The organism is Bradyrhizobium huanghuaihaiense (genome assembly GCF_007830635.1).
Lineage (GTDB): Bacteria > Pseudomonadota > Alphaproteobacteria > Rhizobiales > Xanthobacteraceae > Bradyrhizobium > Bradyrhizobium huanghuaihaiense.
On sequence record NZ_VLLA01000013.1, the window covers coordinates 102,020 to 119,242 of the forward strand.

Consider the following 17,223-nt stretch of genomic DNA (forward strand, 5'->3'; position numbering starts at 1 on the left):
CGATGCAGTGGAAAGTGGGCAGGGTCAAAATCACCAAGGTGGTGGAATTGGAGACGGTCGGCTCGACCCGCTTCATCCTGCCGCTAGCGACCAATGATGAGATCCGGAAGCTGCCCTGGCTGATCCCGCATTTCGCCACCGAAGAAGGCCGGCTGAAAATGTCGATCCACTCGCTGGTGGTGGAGACACCGACGCGCCGCATCGTGGTCGACACCGGCCTTGGCAACGACAAGCAAGGCCGCGGCGTCCCGACCTGGAACAACCGCACCACGCCGTTCCTGGAGACGATGATCGCGGCGGGCTTTCCGCCCGAGAGTATCGACACCGTGCTCTGCACACATCTTCATGTCGATCACGTCGGCTGGAACACGAAGCTGGTCGACGGCAAATGGGTGCCGACCTTCCCGAAGGCGCGTTACGTCTTCGGCCGCACCGAATACGAGCACTGGCGCGACCATTCCATCGAGCCGGACAAGGCCGCCGTGTTTGGCGATTCCGTGCAGCCGATCGTCGACGCGGATCGGGCCGATCTGATCCCGAGCGATCATCAGCTGTGCGACGAGATCAGCATGATCCCGACCCCGGGCCACAGTCCCGGCCATATGAGCATCCTGATCAAATCTGACGGCGAGCAGGGCCTGCTCACCGGTGACGTCGCCCATCATCCCTGCCAGATGGCGCATCTCGACTGGTCCTCGACCGCCGATTCCGACCAGGCGCAGTCGGCGGTGACGCGGGCCGCGCTGTTCGGCCGCTTTGCCGACACCGAGACGCTGGTGATCGGCGGGCATTTTTCGGCCGGGCACATCAGGCGCGACGGGGCCGCGTTCAGGTTTGTGGCGCTGCAATGACGCGATCGTAGGGTGGGTTAGCCCCGCGGATTGCGCGAAGCGCAAACCGCTCGGCGTAACCCACCACGTCTGCATCCTTGGAGAGAGAAGAGGTGGGTTACGCCCGGACTGCGCGCAGCCCGTGCTAACCCACCCTACAAAGTAAGGGCTGCAATGCGCCCCGTTTTGAGCGGTTGAATTTCCCGCCGCGCTGTTCCATGAAGCTGTTTAACCGATCGGTCCATTTCCAGGGAGAAACGAGAATGAAGCTTGTTCGTTATGGCGAAAAGGGTGCGGAAAAGCCCGGCCTGATCGACAAATCCGGCCAGTTGCGCGACCTGTCGGCCCATGTGAAGGACCTCACGGGCGAGGCCTATTCGCCGGAGTCCCTGAAGAAGCTGGCGGCCCTCGACCCCGCCTCGCTGCCCGCCGTCTCCGGCAAGCCGCGGTTCGGCGCGCCCGTCACCGGCATCTCGAAATTCGTCGCCATCGGCCTCAATTACAGCGACCACGCCAAGGAAACGGGCGCTGCGATCCCGACCGAGCCGATCATCTTCATGAAGGCCAACACCTCGCTCTCCGGCCCGAACGACGCGGTGGAGAAGCCGCGCGGCTCGACCAAGCTCGACTGGGAGGTCGAGATCGCCGCCATCATCGGCACCCGCGCCAAGTACGTCTCGGAAGCCGACGCGCTGAACTACGTCGCCGGCTATTGCGTCTGCAACGACGTCTCCGAGCGCGCCTTCCAGATCGAGCGCCTGGGTCAGTGGACCAAGGGCAAGTCGCATGACACCTTCGGCCCGGTCGGCCCCTGGCTCGCGACCAAGGACGAGATCAAGGACGTGCAGAACTTGTCGATGTGGCTCGACGTCAACGGCCAGCGCCGCCAGACCGGCTCGACCAAGACCATGATCTTCTCGATGGCCAAGTGCGTCTCCTACGTCTCGCAGTTCATGACGCTGCTGCCGGGCGACATCATCACCACCGGCACCCCGCCCGGCGTCGGCCTCGGCATGAAGCCGCCAACCTTCCTCAATGTCGGCGACGTCGTGACGCTCGGCATCGAGGGCCTCGGCGAGCAGCGCCAGGAGATCATCGCGGCGTAAGCCTCCGCCCTCTCCCCGTCATTGCGAGGAGCTCTTGCGACGAAGCAATCCAGGTTCTTTCTGCGGAGACAGTCTGGATTGCTTCGCTCCGCTCGCAATGACGAAAACAACCGCCGGATGTTCATCAGGATCGTTCCATGAAGCTCACCTTCTCCCCCGCCTCGCCCTTCGCCCGCAAGGTGCGCATCGCCGCGATCGAGCTCGGGCTGATCGACAAGATCGAGCTGACGCCCGCAACCGTCGCGCCGGGCACGGCCAACGAGGACTATTCGAAGATCACGCCGCTGAAGAAGCTGCCGGTGCTGATCACCAATGACGGCGACGTCATTTTGGATTCCTACGTCATCGTCGAATATCTCAACGAGATGGCCGGCGGCAGCCTGATCCCGGATTACGGCCCGCAGCGCTGGAAGGCCAAGACCAATCACTCCCTGATCAACGGCATGCTCGATTCCATGCTGCTGTGCCGCTACGAGAAGATGGTGCGGCCGCAGGGCCTGCAATGGCAGGCCTGGTCCGACGACCACTGGAACCGGGCCTGGACCGGCATGGCGCGCTTCGAGAACATGCCCGACGTGCTGAACGGTCCGTTCGACATCTCGCAGATCGGCCTCGTTTGCGTGCTCGGCTATGCCGACTTCCGCTTCGCCGATTGCGGCTGGCGCAAGGCCTATCCGAAGCTCGACGCCTTCCACCAAAAAATGCTGGAGCGGCCCTCTGTGAAGATCTCGGTGCCGCCGGCGGCGTAACAGCGGGAGTTCTCATGAGCCTCAAGTTCTCGGTCGGCGATCTCACCATCCATCGCGTCATCGAGCAGGAAACCTCGTTCGTCCCGGCGCTGGAAATGCTGCCGGGACTGACGGCGGAGGTGCTGGCCGAGAACCGGGCGTGGATGCGGCAGGCCAAGGCGCTCGACGACAACGATGTGCTGATGTTGTGCTTCCAGTCCTATGTGGTGAAGACGCCGCACCACACCATTTTGATCGACAGCTGCATCGGCAACGACAAGCCGCGCCCCAATCGGCCGAAATGGAACATGAAGACCGACGACACGTACCTGAGCGGGCTCAAGGCCGCCGGGTTTGCGGTCGACGACATCGACTTCGTGATGTGCACGCATCTGCATGTCGATCACGTCGGCTGGAACACGCGGCTGGAGAATGGCCGCTGGGTGCCGACCTTCCCCAAGGCGCGCTACGTCTTCGCCAGGCAGGAATACGACCACTGGTCCGCCGAGAATGCGAAGACGGAGATCCCGCCCTTCGCCGACAGCGTGCTGCCGGTGGTCGAGGCTAACAGGCACGAGCTCGTCGGCAACGATCATCAGATCGGCGATCACGTCCGCATCCTGCCGACGCCCGGTCACACGCCGGGCCACATCGCGATCACGATGGGCCGCGGCAAGGACGACGCGGTGTTTTCGGGCGATCTCATGCATTCGCCGTTGCAGACGCTCTATCCGGAGCTGTCGATCAAGTTCGACGTCGACCCCGCGAAGGCGGCCACGACGCGCCGCAGCTTCCTGGAGCGTTATTGCGACACCGACACGCTGTGCTGCACCGCGCATTTCCCCTCGCCGTCGGTGGGGAAGATCAAGCGCAAGGGCAACGCGTTCGTGTGTGCGGCGGTGTGATTTAGCCGAGGTCGCGCGGCGAACTCCCATCCTCCCCTGGAGGGGGAGGATCGGTTCGCATGCAGCGAAGCGGAATGCGAACCGAGGTGGGGTGACGGTCTTTCCTCGTTGAATACTGCCCGCGTGGAGAGATCACCCCACCCCGCTCGCGCTTCGCGCGATCGACCCTCCCCCTCCAGGGGAGGGTAAGAGACCCCACGACGGAGGAAACGATGGCCGATCTCCCCGACATTCCCCTCCCCGCCGGCATCCGCTCGCGTCATGTCGACGGCATCAACGGCTTGCGCATGCATGTGCTCGAAGCCGGGTTCGAGACCAAGGGCCGTCCGTGCATCCTGCTGCTGCACGGCTTTCCCGAGCTGGCCTTCTCCTGGCGCAAGGTGATGCCGGCGCTGGCGGAGGCCGGCTATCACGTGATCGCGCCGGACCAGCGCGGCTATGGCCGCACCACGGGATGGACCGCGGACTATGACGGGGATCTCACGCCGTTCTCGCTTCCGAACCTGGTGCGCGACGCGCTCGCTCTGGTGTCGGCGTTCGGCTACAGGCAGGTCGATCTCGCCGGGCACGATTTCGGCAGCCCGGTCGCGGCGTGGTGCGCGCTGATCCGGCCCGACGTGTTTCGCTCGGTGACGCTGATGAGCGCGCCGTTCGGCGGAGCGCCGACATTGCCGTTCGATACGGTCGATGGTCCCGCAAAGGCTGCCGTGGAAGATCCCGTTCATCGCGAGCTCGCCGCGCTGCCGCGCCCGCGCAAACACTATCAATGGTACTACGCGACACGTCCGGCCAACGCGGAGATGCAGCACGCGCCACAGGGCGTGCATGATTTCCTGCGCGCTTATTATCATCACAAGAGCGCGGACTGGACCGACAACAAACCGTATCCGCTCAAGGCGTGGTCGGCAGACGAACTCGCAAAACTGCCGACCTATTACGTGATGGACGCCGGCGAGACCATGGCCGAGACGGTCGCGAAGGAGATGCCCTCGCCCGCCGCGATCGCCGCGAACCAATGGCTGCCGGACAGCGACCTCGCCTATTACAGCGCCGAATACAGCCGCACCGGATTCCAGGGGAGCTTGCAATGGTATCGCTACGGCACGTCGGGCATGCTCAACAGCGAGATGCAGCTGTTCGCAGGACGCAGCATCGACGTGCCCTCCTGCTTCATCTCCGGCAAGCAGGACTGGGGCACCCATCAGCGCCCCGGCGTGTTCGAGGCGATGCAGGGGCGCGGCTGCACGAAGATGCTCGGCTGCCATCTCGTCGACGGCGCCGGCCATTGGGTGCAGCAGGAGCAGCCGGCCGAGGTGAGCCGGTTGCTGCTCGACTTCCTCGCAAAGGCCGGCACGGTCTGATTTGACCCGGAAACCGCGGCGCCGTATATAGTTTAGAATAGTTCTAAACTATCGAAACAGGGCCGTCGTGAAGAATTTTGCCGATCTGACCGAGCGCGAGGTGCTGGCGGTCGCGATCTCCTCCGAGGAGGAGGACAGCCGCATCTACATGACCTTCGCCGAGGATCTGAAGGAGCGCTATCCGGACTCGGCCAAGCTGTTCGAGCAGATGGCCGAGGAGGAACGCGGCCATCGCCACATGCTGCTGGAGATGTACGAGCAGCGCTTCGGCCAGCATCTGCCGCCGATCCGCCGCGATGACGTCAGGGGCTTCCTGCGCCGCCGCCCGATCTGGCTGACCAAGAACCTGCCACTCGACACCATCCGCAAGGAGGTCGAGACCATGGAGCTCCAGGCCGAGCGCTTCTACGCCAAGGCCGCCGAGCAGGCGGATGACGTCAACGTGCGCCGGCTGCTCGGCGACCTCGCCGAGGCCGAGAAGAACCACGAGCACACCGCCGCGAAACTGACCGGCGAGATCCTGAAGCCCGACGTCCGCGCCGAGGAAGACCGCACGCGCAGGCGCATGTTCGTGCTGCAATATGTGCAGCCGGGCCTCGCCGGCCTGATGGACGGCTCGGTCTCGACGCTGGCGCCGCTGTTCGCGGCCGCCTTCGCCACGCATCAGAACTGGCAGACATTTCTCGTCGGCCTCGCCGCCTCGATCGGCGCCGGCATCAGCATGGGCTTTGCGGAAGCGCTGTCCGACGACGGCTCGCTGACGGGGCGCGGCTCGCCCTGGCTGCGCGGCGTCACCTGCGGCGCGATGACGACGCTCGGCGGGCTCGGCCACACCGCGCCTTATCTGGTGCCCGACACATGGCCGAACGCTTTCTGGATCGCAACCGCGATCGCCTGCGTCGTCGTGTTCTTCGAATTATGGGCGATCGCCTTCATCCGCTCGCGCTACATGGACACGCCATTCCTCCAGGCCGTGTTCCAGATCGTTCTCGGCGGCGCCATCGTGCTGGCTGTGGGGATATTGATCGGGGCAGCGTAGCGGCCACACACTCGCTGTCATGCCCCGGCTTGACCGGGGCATCCAGTACGCTGCGGCAGCAGTTCGTTCACACAACTCCCGCCGCGGCGTACTGGATCGCCCGGTCAAGCCGGGCGATGACAGCGAGTTCTTGACTCCATCCGTTCCGTCCCGCCCACACATCAATCGCCATCAAACACCGGTTGCGGCGTTCGGCCAAACTGCGCATCATCCTCCAACAACCGGAGCGGGAGACACGCCGTGGCCAGATCGGAATGGAGTTTCAAGAGCGCGGTCGAGCTGTCGGCCGCATTGAACGCGAAGAAGGTCTCCGCGGTCGAGCTCACGCAGGATGCGATCGGCCGCATCGAGCGTCACGACGGCAAGATCAACGCGATCTGCGTCCAGGATTTCGATCGCGCGCTCGGCGTCGCGCGCGAGGCGGACGTCGCATTGGCCCGCGGCGAGCGCAAACCGCTGCTCGGCCTGCCCGTGATGATCAAGGAATCCTTCAACATCGCCGGCCTGCCGACGACCTGGGGCTTCGTGCCGCAGAAGGATTTCAGGCCCGTGGAAGACGCGCTGCCGGTGGCCCGCATCAAAGAGGCCGGTGGCGTGATCCTCGGCAAGACCAACGTGCCGGTCGGCCTCTCCGACTGGCAAAGCTACAACGACATCTACGGCACCACGAACAACCCCTACGATCTCGGCCGCACCCCGGGTGGATCGTCCGGCGGATCGTCGGCCGCCCTTGCCGCAGGTTATTGCGCGCTCGCCACCGGCTCCGACATCGGCGGCTCCCTGCGCGTGCCGGCATTTCATTGCGGCATCTTCGCTCACAAGCCGACCATCAATCTCTGCCCGGCGCGCGGTGAGACCCCGCCGCCATTTCCAGCCCTTCCGCGCGAAGGCGACCTCGCGGTCATCGGCCCGATGGCACGCAGCGCTGCGGATCTGGCCTTGCTGCTCGACGTCATGGCCGGACCGGATCCGCTGGAAGCCGGTGTCGCCTACAAGCTCGATTTGCCTGTTGCGCGACATCAGTCGCTGCGGGATTTTCGTGTCCTGGTGATCGACAGCCATCCGCTGCTGCCGGCCGACCGGGACGTCCGCGGCGCGATCGACAAGCTCGCAACCGATCTTGCGAAGGCCGGCGTCACGGTCGCACGCGAGAGCGCGCTGCTGCCGGATTTCGCGGAGACCTCGCGACTTTACATGCGCATGCTGCTGGGCTTCCTCGGCGCGTTCTTCCTGCCGGAGGAGCTCGCGGATTCGCGGGCACAAGCGAGCCAATTGTCGCCGGAGGACCGGAGCCTCGGCGCCGAGCGGCTGCGCGGCACGATTGCAAGCCACCGCGCCTGGGTGCTCGACGCCGGTCGCCGCGCCGGCCTGCGCGCGCAATGGCGCGCGCTGTTCAACAGCTTCGACGCGGTGATCTGCCCGATCATGCCGACGCCGGCCTTTCCGCATGATCATTTGCCGGAACAGGACCTGCGACGCATCAGCATCGACGGCACGGACTACCCCTATTCCGACCAGCTCGCCTGGCCGGGCATCGCGACGCTTCCGGGCCTGCCTGCGACGGCCGTCCCGCTCGGGCTGTCGAAAGACGGCCTGCCGCTCGGCGGGCAGATCGTCGGCCCGTGGCTGGAAGATCGCACGCCGCTGAAGCTCGCCGAGCTGATCGAGAGGGAGTTCGGCGGATTCGTGCCGCCGAAGATGTTTGACGATTGATGCTTTCGAGGATTTCTGTAGCCCGGATGGAGCGAAGCGAAATCCGGGAGCCGATCCGCGGAAAGACACTCCCGGATTGCGCTTCGCTCCATCCGGGCTACGGTCTTCTCGCAAGCGGGTTCGCGCTCCGCGTGTCCCGGAATGACAGAGAGAGGAGGAAGCACCATGAGCCAGGATCTCGAACAGCTCACCGCGCTCAATCGCGACTACGTCGCCTCCGTTCAGAACTGCGACGTCAGGCGCTTCGACGAGATCCTGGCGCCTGAGTTCTACTGCTCCAATCCCGACAAGACGCTGGTCGATCGCGCCGCCTTCCTGGAGCAGACGGCGCGGCCGATCGCGATCCGCAACCTGCATGCGTATGACGTCATCATCCGCATCATGGGCGACTTCGCCATCATCCACGCGGCGACCAGCTACACCACGGCCGACGGCCAGCAGGCGACGGGCCGGTATACCGATTGCTGGGCGAAGAAGAACGGAACGTGGCTGGCCGTGTCGGCGCACGTGTCGCGGTGAGGTGAGCCCATTGCCTCCACACCCTCCACTGTCATGCCCCGGCTTGACCGGGGCATCCAGTACTCCGCGGCGGCAATTGTGCAAACGAACGAACGCCGCGGAGTACTGGATCGCCCGCCTTCGCGGGCGATGACACCTGTTTTGTAGCTGCGCTGGTGAACGCCAGCGATCAACTATCGAACACGATCACGCTGCGCAGCGTCTTGCCGGCTTTCATGTTGGCAAAGCCCTCGTTGATCTCAGACAATTTCAGCTTCGCCGAGATCCAGTCCTCGAGGTGCAGCCGGCCGCGCAGGTAGAAATCGACGAGGCGCGGCATGTCGACGCGGAAATGGTTCGAGCCCATCGAGGAACCCTGGATCCTGCGCTCGCGTAGGAAGTCGAAGCCGTGCAGCTCGATCTTCTGGCCGAACGGGATCATGCCGACGATGGTGGCGGTGCCGCCGGCGGCGAGCATGCCGAACGCTTGCTCCGCGGTCTCCTTGCGGCCGAGCACCTCGAAGGCGTGGTGCACGCCGCCATTGGTGAGGTCGCGGACCTGCTTCACGACGTCGCCGTCGGCGGGATTGATGATGTCGGTGGCGCCCAGCTTGGTCGCGAGCTGGAGCTTTGCCGGATTGGTGTCGATGGCGATGATGCGGCCGGCGCCCGCGATCTGCGCGCCGTTGATCGCGGCCATGCCGACGCCGCCGCAGCCGATCACCGCCACGGTCTCGCCGGCCGTCACCTTTGCCGTGTTTACGACCGCACCATAGCCGGTGATGACGCCGCAGCCGATCAGCGCGGCGAGATCGAGCGGCATATCCTTGCGGATCTTCACGATGGCGTTCTCGTGCACCAGCATCTGCTCGGCAAAGGAGGAGAGATTGAGGAACTGGTGCAGCTTCTCGGAGCGAGACCACTGCATGCGGTTGGAGACGCCCGGCAGCATCTTCACCGTCGCATCGGTGCAGAGCACGGTGCGGCCGGTGGTGCAATTGTCGCACGTGCCGCAGAACACCGAGAGACACGTGACGACGTGATCGCCCGGCTTGACGTAAGTGACGTCGGAGCCGACCTGTTCGACCACGCCGGCAGACTCATGCCCGAGCACCGCCGGCAGCGGATGCGGATAGAGGCCTTCCATGAAGTGCAGGTCGGAGTGGCAGAGGCCGGCCACCGCGGTGCGGATCAGGACCTCGCGCGGGCCGGGCTTCGGCAGGCTGACATCCTCGATGACCAGCGGCTGGTTGACTTCATAGAGGACGGCGGCCTTCATCGAACACTCCCTATCGCGTTTCTTGTTTGATCGCGGCGCGCAGCCTACGCCGCCAGAACCAGTTCGCCAACCTCGCTCATGCCGGCTGGGCTATCACCGAACAGCAGCGCGGCGATCTTGGCCTGCGCGGCATTTTCCGTCAGCCGGAACGGATCACTTGGCGACACGCGATGGTCAATCACCAGGCGCGACAGCAGCAGCCGGCGCGCATCACCGCGCATCTCGTGGATGCGATGCGCTTCCCAGGCGAGCGCGACCGCGCTTGCGACATGATAGAGCAGGCTGGTAGCGCGGCGCGCATCGGCTTCGTTCTCCGACTTGCCCGCGACCTCGCGCGCAAAGCCGACCGCGCGATCGACGAGGCCGCGCAGATTGTCGCGCCAGGCCGGCGGCACGGAGGCGCTGTCGTCGAGCCGGGCATGCAGATCGGCGGCGAGCGCGGATTCCGCGCCATGGCGGCCAACCGCACGCCGGAGCGCATCGATCGCGACGATGTTGCCGGTGCCTTCCCAGACCGAGCCGAGATGCGCATCGCGCAAGAGCCGTGGGGTAGCGAATTCCTCGATATAGCCGATGCCGCCGCGCATCTCGAGCGCATCGCCGCAGACCTTTCGCGCATCGCGCGTGGCGCGGAATTTCAGCGTCGGGGTCAGGATGCGCAGCAGCGCCGCCGCATCCTGGCTGCCGGCCTCGGCACGGTCGAGCGCGTCGGCGGTGAGAAAGCTCATCGACAGCGCCTGCTCGACCGGCAGCATGATCTTCAGCATCTGCCGCCGCCCGAGCGGCAAGTCGATGATGCGCTGACCGAACACGACGCGGTTCTTCGCCACGGTCATCGCATCATGATAGGCACGGCGCATCAGCGCGGTCGACTTGACGCCATTGGAGAGCCGCGAGGAGTTCACCATCTCGGCCATCTGCACGAAGCCGCGATCGAGCTTGCCGACCGCATAGGCAATGGCGCCTTCGAGCTTGATCTCGCCCGAAGCCATCGACCGCGTGCCGAGCTTGTCCTTCAGGCGCACGATCCGGTAGTGATTCTGCGAGCCGTCATCGAGGAAGCGCGGCATCAGGAACAGGCCGACGCCACGCGTGCCGGGTCCGGCGCCTTCGGGGCGCGCCAGCAGCATCACGACTTTCGCATCGGCATTCGAGCAGAACCATTTTTCGCCAGTGAGGCGCCAGTGGTCGCCCTCCTGCACCGCGCGCGTGGTCAGCGTGCCGACGTCGGAGCCGCCCTCCTTCTCGGTCATGAACTGGCCGCCTTGCGTCAGCTTGCTCATGTCGGTCGAGGTCAGTCCGTCCAGATATTTTGCCTTCAGCGCCTCGCTGCCGAAATTCGCCAGCAGTTTCGCGCAGCCGTCAGTGACGTTGATCGGGCAGCCCATGCCGAATTCGGTCTGGTTGAACAGAAAGGTGAAAGCGTGCTTGGCGACGACGGGATATTTGTCCGGCCAACCCATGATGCCCTTGCGGATCGAGAGCGCGTGAATGCCAAACTGGCCGAACGCGGCGTTCTCCAGCTCGCGATAGGCCGGGTGGTATTCGATCGACTGCACGTCGCGGCCGAACTTGTCGCGCTGATGCAGCACCGGCGTGTGCCGGTCCGCAAGCCGCGCGCACTCGTCGAGCCGGCCGCCGGCGAGCTCGCCGAGGCGGTCGAGATGCGGCTCGATGTGGCGGAACAGATTATCCGGCAGATGGATGCGAAGCAGGTCCGTCAGCGCCGGATCGGCACGGTAGAAATTCATGCCCGTGGTGTCGGGTGCCAGCAGGCCGGATGGCTCGGCCGCGACATGTTTCGGCTGTGCTGGGACCGGCTTGTGCATGATCGTCCTCTTCGTTTCCGCCTTACGGACATTTTGCGCTGTTTTCGCGCTTGCCGCTTTGAATGATGTCGATCATGCTCCAGCCAGGAAGCGCGATAAAGCCGCAAATTGTCAGGGAGGCATGATCGCCGTGATGGAGCAATTCGCTCTGCGGAATTGTGATCGACTGGCCGTCGGTTCTTGGCTGGTTGTCCGCGCGGCCCATGCATAGATCAGCGGCTCCCCCGTCCTGAGAGATCACGCCATGGAACATCCGAAATACAAGATCGCGCTCATCGTTGGTGCCGGCGAAGGCCTGAGCGCCTCGCTGGCCCGGCTGCTGTCCGCCCAAGGCATCCGTGTCGCACTCGCCGCGCGCAAGGTCGAAAAGCTCGGCGCGCTCTGCAGCGAGACCGGCGCGAAAGCCTATGCCTGCAACGCCGCCGAGCCTGATGAGGTCGAGCGGCTGTTCGGCCTGGTCGAGCGCGAGATCGGCACGCCCGATCTCGTCGTCTACAATGCCAGCGGCCGCACCCGCGGGCCGTTCGTCGATCTCGTTTCGGCCGACGTCGCGCAGGCGATCGCGGTCAGCGCCTATGGCGGCTTCCTGGTGGCGCAGCAGGCGGCCAAACGCATGCTACCGAACCAGCACGGCGCGATCCTGTTCACCGGGGCCTCGGCCAGCGTCAAGGGCTATGCGCAGTCCGCCTCCTTCGCGATGGGCAAGTTCGCGCTGCGCGGGCTCGCGCAGAGCCTGGCGCGTGAACTCTCGCCGCAAGGCATCCATGTCGCGCATTTCGTCATCGACGGCGGCATCAGGAGTGCAGCGCGCACCGAGCCGACCGACAAGCCGGATTCGATGCTCGATCCGGATGCGATCGCGCAGAGCTATTGGAACGTGTTGCAGCAGCCGCGCAGCGCCTGGAGCTGGGAGCTGGAGCTGCGGCCCTGGGTGGAGAAGTTTTGAGACGATAACGTAGCAACAACCGTCATTGCGAGCGAAGCGAAGCAATTCAGAAATGTCTCCGCGGAAGCAGACTGGATTGCTTCGCTTCGCTCGCAATGACGAAAGAGAGGGAGGCGACATGACCACGGAAACCACCATCGACACCGGCACCAGCGAGCTCCTCTGCGTCATCCGTGACCGCGTCGCGGTCATCACGCTGAACCGGCCGGAGGCACGCAATTCGCTGTCGGACGCGCTGACGCCGGCGCTGCGCACCATGATCCGGACCTGCGCCGAGGATTCGAGCGTCGGCGCGCTCTTGCTCACTGGTGCGGGCGAAGCCTTCTGCGCCGGCGGCAACGTCAAGGGCATGGGCGCGCATCGCGACCCCAAAAAGCTGGAGATGTCGCTGGACGACCGCATCGCCGATCTGCAGGAGCGGCAGCGGCTGCTGACCGGCGCGCTGGTGTCGGTGCGCAAGCCGACCATCGCCGCGCTGCCCGGCCCCGCGGTCGGCGCCGGGCTTGCCATCGCCATGGCCTGCGACATCCGCATCGCCGCGCAATCGGCCTTCGTCGCCACCGGCTATGCCCGCATCGCGCTCAGCGGCGATTACGGCATCGCCTGGCTGCTCACCCGCCTCGTCGGCACCGCGCGGGCACGCGAATTGATGTTCACCGGCGACCGCGTCGACGCCGCGCGCGCCGAAGCGATCGGCCTCGTCAACCGCGTCGTGCCCGACGACAAATTGCAGACTGAGGCGTTCGCGCTGGCCAAATCGCTCGCCGAAGGCCCTCGCCTCGCGCTGCGCTACATGAAGGACAATCTCGACGAGGCCCTGCTGTTCGACTTCGAGACCGCCCGCGACCATGAAGCCGAACGCCTGATCCGCCTCACCACCACCGCCGACCACAAGGAAGCGGTGCAGGCGTTCATCGAGAAGCGCAAGGCGGTGTTCCCGGGGAAATAGGATTTTTACCCGTCACCCTGAGGCGGCCGCTTCTTCAGCGGCCCTCGAAGGGCGACGGCCCGGCTGCGGCCGCGGGGAATCGGATGCCAATGGACAGCGAGGCCGTTCATCCTTCGAGGCTCCCCATGGGACGCGTTGCGTCCCATGCCTCGCACCTCAGGATGACGGGATGCGAGCGCGGGAAGAATCCCGGATTGCGCTGCGCTCCATCCGGGCTGCGCGGTCCGAACCATTCGATCATTCCCTATAGTAGGGACCCTATTTTTGGGATTACTGAATGGACTGGTCTGAGGTGGTCCGGAAGGCCGCCATCCTGGCGGAGAAGACGGGCTATGTTACGTTCGATCAGCTGAACGAGCTGATGCCATCTACCAAGGTGGAGCCGGAAGACATTGAAGCTGTGCTCGCGGCTTTAAGCGAGCGGGGTATCTGGATCGAGGAAGAATAGGCCGGCGCTTTCGCGGGGTGGAATTGGGCTCGCCTCAAAAAAAAGCCCGGCTCTGGATGACCAGGGCCGGGCTTGCAGTGGTGTCAGGCCGAGGCTGAGGGGCTTTCGTCCTGACGGGAAAGGGCGGCGAGGCGCCAGCTCGCACAAGGAATCTCTTTCGGCGCGATACTGATCTCCTTGTCGAAGCGCACCAGCTTCCAGTCGTCGGGATGGTTGACGAAGGCGAAGCCGGATTTGCGTGCGAGCGAGACCATGGCCTCGTTGGAGCGCAGCGTATCGCCGAACATGTGCTCGGCGCCAAGCGCGGCTGCGCGGCATTCGAGGTTCTTCATCAGCGCGGTGGCGATGCCATGGCCATGCCAGCGGTCATCGACCGACAGGCCGAATTCGAGCGTCGCGGTTTCCGCATGCAACGCATAGCGCGCCTCGGCGACGATGGTCTCGAAGCCGTCGACCATCATGGTCGCGACGACAGTGAAACGCTCGCGCTCGCCGACCCCGAGGAAATCGTGCAGCAGGCCCTTCGGCAATTCGCTGATCGCACCGAAGAAGCGGTTGTAGCGGGAGCGGGTCGAGAGCGAGCGGAAATAGTGCTGCAGCTCCTCGGTGTCGCGCGGCTCGACGAAACGGACGTTGAGAGCCGTGCCGTCGCGGGTGCGCAGCGTGTCCGAATATTGCTTCAGGTCTTCGAGGCGGAGAGTGCTCATGACACGAGCCTTTGAGAAATTTGCCCTCGGGGAAAAGGGACCGCCGGCGCCCCTGTGAACAGGCGGCGCCGGCCTGGCGGCCAATCAGGCCCGCCAGAAGGGTTTGTCGGCCTCATAGGCGATGTCGGACCAGGACAGCCCGACGTCATGGAGATCGCGGGCGGTCCAGTGCGTCAGCTCGCGCCGGGTCCGGTAGCGCTCGTGCCAGACGTGAAGCGTCTCGCCGATCTGGTAGAGCAGGCCGTGCGCATGATGATTTGTCATCGAATTGTCGGTCAAAGTAGACATTTTCAGCTCCTGGAGCTAAGTTGACCGCCAATATCTGCCTCTGAGTGCGCCGCGACAAACGACAATTTGTACCCTTTCGCATGAAATAACGTCATGCATCCTGCTGCCAGATGACTGCCAGATTGCCCTCCCTGAACGGATTGCGGGCGTTCGAGGCCGCCGCGCGCCATCTCAGCTTCACGCTGGCGGCCAGCGAGCTGAACGTGACCCAGACCGCGATCAGCCATCAGATCCGCAGGCTCGAGGAGGAGCTCGGCATCCGCCTGTTCATCCGGCAGAACCGCGCGCTGGCGCTGACGCCGGAGGCGCGCGACTATTTGCCGGGCGTGCGCGCCGCCTTCAACGACCTGCGCCTCGCCACCGACCGCCTGCTGCGCAAGGACGACGACAAGGTGCTGACGGTGTCGACGATCGCCTCGCTTGCCGCAAAGTGGCTGCTGCCGCGACTGACCGACTTCCAGGAGAGCCATCCCGGCATCGACGTCCGCATCACCACCTCGACCAGCCTGGTCGACTTCCAGCGCGACAATGTCGATGTCGCGATCCGCTACGGCCGCGGCCAATGGCCGGGCCTGCGCGCCGACTGGCTGATGGCGGACGAGCTGTTTCCGGTGTGCAGCCCCTCGCTGCTGCGCGGCGACAAGCCGCTGCGTCGTCCGGAGGATCTGAAGGACCACGTGCTGCTGCACACCAACGTCAGTGACGACTGGCGGCTGTGGCTGACCGCGGCGGGCCTTTCCGCCGGCATCTCCCGGCAGCCCGGCATCACCTTCGACATGACCTTGATGACGGTGCAGGCGGCGATCGACGGCATGGGCGTGGCGATGGGACGGACCTCCTACGTCCAGGACGACATCGCCAAGGGACGGCTGGTGGTCCCCTTCAAGATCGCGCTGCCGGCGGATGCAGGGTTTTACCTGGTCTCTCCCGACGGCCGTCGAGAGGCACCGAAGCTTGCCGCGTTCCGCCAATGGATCCTCGCTGCAACGCAAAATAAAGCCTGAAAAATCATCAGCTTCCTCCGGAAAACCGGTTGACTCCCTCCGCCTCGCGCGGGAAGGGGATGACAGATTGTCGCAGCTTCAATCTGTCGCCTTGCCGTGAAATGAGTTCCGGTCCGGCCACGTCTTTCCAAGGGGAGCAACGTCATGGCTGGACCAGCCACCTCAACCAATCCGCCCGAGATCAAGTCGCGCATCGGCGCGATCCTGCGCGCCACTTCAGGCAATTTCCTCGAGCAGTTCGATTTCTTCCTGTTCGGCTTCTACGCCGCCGCGATCGGCAAGGCGTTCTTCCCTTCGAGCAATGAGACGGCGTCACTGCTCAACACGTTCGGCGTGTTCTGGCTCGGCGCGTTGATGCGGCCCGTCGGTGCGATCGTGCTCGGCGCTTACATCGACCGCATCGGCCGCCGCCAGGGCCTGATCGTCACGCTCGGCATCATGGCGTTCGGCACCGTCGTGATCGCGTTCTGCCCGAGCTATGCGACCATCGGCATCGCGGCGCCTGTCATCGTGCTGGTCGGCCGCCTGCTGCAGGGCTTCTCCGCCGGCGTCGAGCTCGGCGGCGTGTCGGTGTATCTCGCGGAGATCGCAACGCCCGGCAATCGCGGCTTCTACACCTCGTTCCAGTCGTCGAGCCAACAGGTCGCGATCTTCGTCGCGTCGATCCTCGGCTATCTCCTGTCCGAGGTAATGCCGGCCGACACGGTCGCGTCCTGGGGCTGGCGCATTCCGTTCTTCGTCGGCTGCCTGATCATTCCCTTGATCTTTGTCCTGCGGCGTACGCTGGAGGAAACGCCCGCCTTCCTCGCCATGAAGAAGCATCCGACGGCGAGCGAAGTGTTCGCCTCGGCGCTCGCCAACTGGCGCATCGTGCTGCTCGGCATGATGATCGCGATCCTGACCACGACGACGTTCTACTTCGTCACCGTCTACACGCCGACCTTCGGCAAGACGGTGCTGAAGCTGTCGACGCATGACGCGCTGCTCGTGACGCTGCTGGTGGCCGTCACCAACTTCATCTGGAATCCGGTCGGTGGCGCGCTGTCCGACCGCATCGGCCGCAAGCCGGTACTGATCGGGATCGCCGGCCTCGCGCTGGTCACCGCCTATCCGGCACTGTCCTGGCTGGTCGCCGCGCCGACCTTCGGCAAGCTGCTCGCCGTCGAGATGATGTTCTCGTTCTATTTCGGCATGTACAGCGGCACCATGCTCGGCGCCCTGGTCGAGATCGTCCCGGCGCATGTGCGCACCACCTGCTTCTCGCTCGCCTTCGCGCTCGCCGCTGCGCTGTTCGGCACCTTCACGCCGTTCGCCTCGACCTGGCTGATCGACTACACCGGCAACAAGGCCGCGCCCGGCGCCTGGCTGATGTTCGCGGCACTCCTCGGCATCATCGCGGCGTCGATCGTCTATCGCGACGGTGGCAAGGCTGTGCCGATCTATGACACGGCGGCGGAGCCGGTTGCGGGGCATTGAGGGTCGTTCCGCGCGCCCTTCACCCTCCCCTGGAGGGGGAGGGTCGGGGCGCATGAAGCGAAGCGGAATGCGGACCGGGGTGGGGTGGAGGTCCCTCCGCATCGAACGCTGCCCGTG

General features: G+C 64.9%; 18 protein-coding genes. 13 read left to right on the plus strand and 5 right to left on the minus strand.

Going from position 1 to position 17,223, the window contains the following annotated elements; translation table 11 throughout:
* Positions 1-2: 2 nt before the first annotated feature.
* The 8 genes from IQ16_RS24875 (at position 3) to IQ16_RS24920 (ending at position 8,201) form a co-directional block, all read left to right on the plus strand.
* Positions 3-851 (plus strand): MBL fold metallo-hydrolase, encoded by an 849-nt coding sequence (locus IQ16_RS24875; protein WP_026312052.1) that lies wholly within the window; start codon positions 3-5, stop codon positions 849-851.
* A 242-nt stretch (positions 852-1,093) separates the two neighbouring features.
* Positions 1,094-1,936, plus strand: coding sequence for a fumarylacetoacetate hydrolase family protein (locus tag IQ16_RS24880; protein WP_018643348.1), 843 nt, complete (start codon positions 1,094-1,096; stop codon positions 1,934-1,936).
* A gap of 137 nt (positions 1,937-2,073) precedes the next feature.
* Complete coding sequence (locus IQ16_RS24885) at positions 2,074-2,685, plus strand: glutathione S-transferase family protein (RefSeq protein ID WP_018643349.1); 612 nt, start codon at positions 2,074-2,076, stop codon at positions 2,683-2,685.
* A 14-nt stretch (positions 2,686-2,699) separates the two neighbouring features.
* On the plus strand, positions 2,700-3,569 hold the full coding sequence (locus tag IQ16_RS24890) for an MBL fold metallo-hydrolase (RefSeq protein WP_018643350.1): 870 nt from the start codon (positions 2,700-2,702) through the stop codon (positions 3,567-3,569).
* A gap of 212 nt (positions 3,570-3,781) precedes the next feature.
* Positions 3,782-4,930: an alpha/beta hydrolase gene (locus IQ16_RS24900; RefSeq protein ID WP_145831807.1), complete on the plus strand. Its 1,149-nt coding sequence runs from the start codon at positions 3,782-3,784 to the stop codon at positions 4,928-4,930.
* 67 nt (positions 4,931-4,997) lie between these two features.
* Positions 4,998-5,969 (plus strand): iron exporter MbfA, encoded by a 972-nt coding sequence (gene mbfA / locus IQ16_RS24905; RefSeq protein ID WP_018643352.1) that lies wholly within the window; start codon positions 4,998-5,000, stop codon positions 5,967-5,969.
* 240 nt (positions 5,970-6,209) lie between these two features.
* On the plus strand, positions 6,210-7,682 hold the full coding sequence (locus tag IQ16_RS24915; protein WP_018643354.1) for an amidase: 1,473 nt from the start codon (positions 6,210-6,212) through the stop codon (positions 7,680-7,682).
* 165 nt (positions 7,683-7,847) lie between these two features.
* Positions 7,848-8,201, plus strand: a complete 354-nt coding sequence (locus IQ16_RS24920) for a nuclear transport factor 2 family protein (RefSeq protein WP_018643355.1) — start codon at positions 7,848-7,850, stop codon at positions 8,199-8,201.
* A gap of 169 nt (positions 8,202-8,370) precedes the next feature.
* Here the strand turns inward: IQ16_RS24920 and IQ16_RS24925 are convergent, their stop codons facing one another.
* Genes IQ16_RS24925 through IQ16_RS24935 form a run of 3 tightly spaced genes read right to left on the minus strand, consistent with a single transcriptional unit; the run spans position 8,371 to position 11,493 of the window.
* Positions 8,371-9,459, minus strand: coding sequence for a Zn-dependent alcohol dehydrogenase (locus tag IQ16_RS24925; RefSeq protein WP_018643356.1), 1,089 nt, complete (start codon positions 9,457-9,459; stop codon positions 8,371-8,373).
* Between the two features lie 44 nt (positions 9,460-9,503).
* Positions 9,504-11,288, minus strand: a complete 1,785-nt coding sequence (locus tag IQ16_RS24930; RefSeq protein WP_018643357.1) for an acyl-CoA dehydrogenase family protein — start codon at positions 11,286-11,288, stop codon at positions 9,504-9,506.
* 22 nt (positions 11,289-11,310) lie between these two features.
* Entirely contained in the window at positions 11,311-11,493 is a 183-nt protein-coding gene (locus IQ16_RS24935; protein ID WP_018643358.1) for a hypothetical protein, read from the minus strand.
* A gap of 39 nt (positions 11,494-11,532) precedes the next feature.
* Between IQ16_RS24935 and IQ16_RS24940 the strand changes: the two genes are divergently transcribed.
* The 3 genes from IQ16_RS24940 to IQ16_RS24950 all read left to right on the plus strand — a co-directional run bounded on the left by IQ16_RS24940 (position 11,533) and on the right by IQ16_RS24950 (position 13,631).
* Positions 11,533-12,234: an SDR family NAD(P)-dependent oxidoreductase gene (locus IQ16_RS24940; protein ID WP_018643359.1), complete on the plus strand. Its 702-nt coding sequence runs from the start codon at positions 11,533-11,535 to the stop codon at positions 12,232-12,234.
* 118 nt (positions 12,235-12,352) lie between these two features.
* Positions 12,353-13,183, plus strand: a complete 831-nt coding sequence (locus IQ16_RS24945; protein ID WP_018643360.1) for an enoyl-CoA hydratase — start codon at positions 12,353-12,355, stop codon at positions 13,181-13,183.
* 277 nt (positions 13,184-13,460) lie between these two features.
* Positions 13,461-13,631 carry an RNA polymerase sigma factor region1.1 domain-containing protein gene (locus IQ16_RS24950; RefSeq protein ID WP_018643361.1) on the plus strand — a complete coding sequence of 57 codons (171 nt, stop codon included), beginning with the start codon at positions 13,461-13,463 and terminating at the stop codon, positions 13,629-13,631.
* An 83-nt stretch (positions 13,632-13,714) separates the two neighbouring features.
* Here the strand turns inward: IQ16_RS24950 and IQ16_RS24955 are convergent, their stop codons facing one another.
* Together IQ16_RS24955 and IQ16_RS24960 are read right to left on the minus strand one after the other, a co-directional pair.
* A complete protein-coding gene (locus tag IQ16_RS24955) occupies positions 13,715-14,338 on the minus strand; it encodes a GNAT family N-acetyltransferase (RefSeq protein WP_018643362.1) in 624 nt (207 codons plus the stop codon).
* Positions 14,339-14,422: 84 nt separating this feature from the next.
* Positions 14,423-14,626 (minus strand): DUF1127 domain-containing protein, encoded by a 204-nt coding sequence (locus IQ16_RS24960; RefSeq protein WP_018643363.1) that lies wholly within the window; start codon positions 14,624-14,626, stop codon positions 14,423-14,425.
* Positions 14,627-14,736: 110 nt separating this feature from the next.
* On the opposite strand from IQ16_RS24960, the gene IQ16_RS24965 reads away from it, so the two are divergent.
* Together IQ16_RS24965 and tcuC are read left to right on the plus strand one after the other, a co-directional pair.
* A complete protein-coding gene (locus tag IQ16_RS24965) occupies positions 14,737-15,630 on the plus strand; it encodes a transcriptional regulator GcvA (protein ID WP_018643364.1) in 894 nt (297 codons plus the stop codon).
* Between the two features lie 144 nt (positions 15,631-15,774).
* Positions 15,775-17,106, plus strand: coding sequence for an MFS transporter (gene tcuC, locus IQ16_RS24970; RefSeq protein ID WP_018643365.1), 1,332 nt, complete (start codon positions 15,775-15,777; stop codon positions 17,104-17,106).
* The last annotated feature ends 117 nt before the right edge of the window (positions 17,107-17,223 follow it).

Excerpts from the sequence above, each read along its gene's own strand:
- IQ16_RS24875 (WP_026312052.1), top strand. The coding sequence starts at position 3 with ATGCAGTGGAAAGTGGGCAGGGTCAAAATCACCAAGGTGGTGGAATTG.
- IQ16_RS24880 (WP_018643348.1), top strand. The coding sequence starts at position 1,094 with ATGAAGCTTGTTCGTTATGGCGAAAAGGGTGCGGAAAAGCCCGGCCTG.
- IQ16_RS24885 (WP_018643349.1), top strand. The coding sequence starts at position 2,074 with ATGAAGCTCACCTTCTCCCCCGCCTCGCCCTTCGCCCGCAAGGTGCGC.
- IQ16_RS24890 (WP_018643350.1), top strand. The coding sequence starts at position 2,700 with ATGAGCCTCAAGTTCTCGGTCGGCGATCTCACCATCCATCGCGTCATC.
- IQ16_RS24900 (WP_145831807.1), top strand. The coding sequence starts at position 3,782 with ATGGCCGATCTCCCCGACATTCCCCTCCCCGCCGGCATCCGCTCGCGT.
- IQ16_RS24920 (WP_018643355.1), top strand. The coding sequence starts at position 7,848 with ATGAGCCAGGATCTCGAACAGCTCACCGCGCTCAATCGCGACTACGTC.
- IQ16_RS24925 (WP_018643356.1), bottom strand. The coding sequence starts at position 9,459 with ATGAAGGCCGCCGTCCTCTATGAAGTCAACCAGCCGCTGGTCATCGAG.
- IQ16_RS24930 (WP_018643357.1), bottom strand. The coding sequence starts at position 11,288 with ATGCACAAGCCGGTCCCAGCACAGCCGAAACATGTCGCGGCCGAGCCA.
- IQ16_RS24935 (WP_018643358.1), bottom strand. The coding sequence starts at position 11,493 with ATGGGCCGCGCGGACAACCAGCCAAGAACCGACGGCCAGTCGATCACA.
- IQ16_RS24940 (WP_018643359.1), top strand. The coding sequence starts at position 11,533 with ATGGAACATCCGAAATACAAGATCGCGCTCATCGTTGGTGCCGGCGAA.
- IQ16_RS24945 (WP_018643360.1), top strand. The coding sequence starts at position 12,353 with ATGACCACGGAAACCACCATCGACACCGGCACCAGCGAGCTCCTCTGC.
- IQ16_RS24950 (WP_018643361.1), top strand. The coding sequence starts at position 13,461 with ATGGACTGGTCTGAGGTGGTCCGGAAGGCCGCCATCCTGGCGGAGAAG.
- IQ16_RS24955 (WP_018643362.1), bottom strand. The coding sequence starts at position 14,338 with ATGAGCACTCTCCGCCTCGAAGACCTGAAGCAATATTCGGACACGCTG.
- IQ16_RS24960 (WP_018643363.1), bottom strand. The coding sequence starts at position 14,626 with ATGTCTACTTTGACCGACAATTCGATGACAAATCATCATGCGCACGGC.
- IQ16_RS24965 (WP_018643364.1), top strand. The coding sequence starts at position 14,737 with ATGACTGCCAGATTGCCCTCCCTGAACGGATTGCGGGCGTTCGAGGCC.
- tcuC (WP_018643365.1), top strand. The coding sequence starts at position 15,775 with ATGGCTGGACCAGCCACCTCAACCAATCCGCCCGAGATCAAGTCGCGC.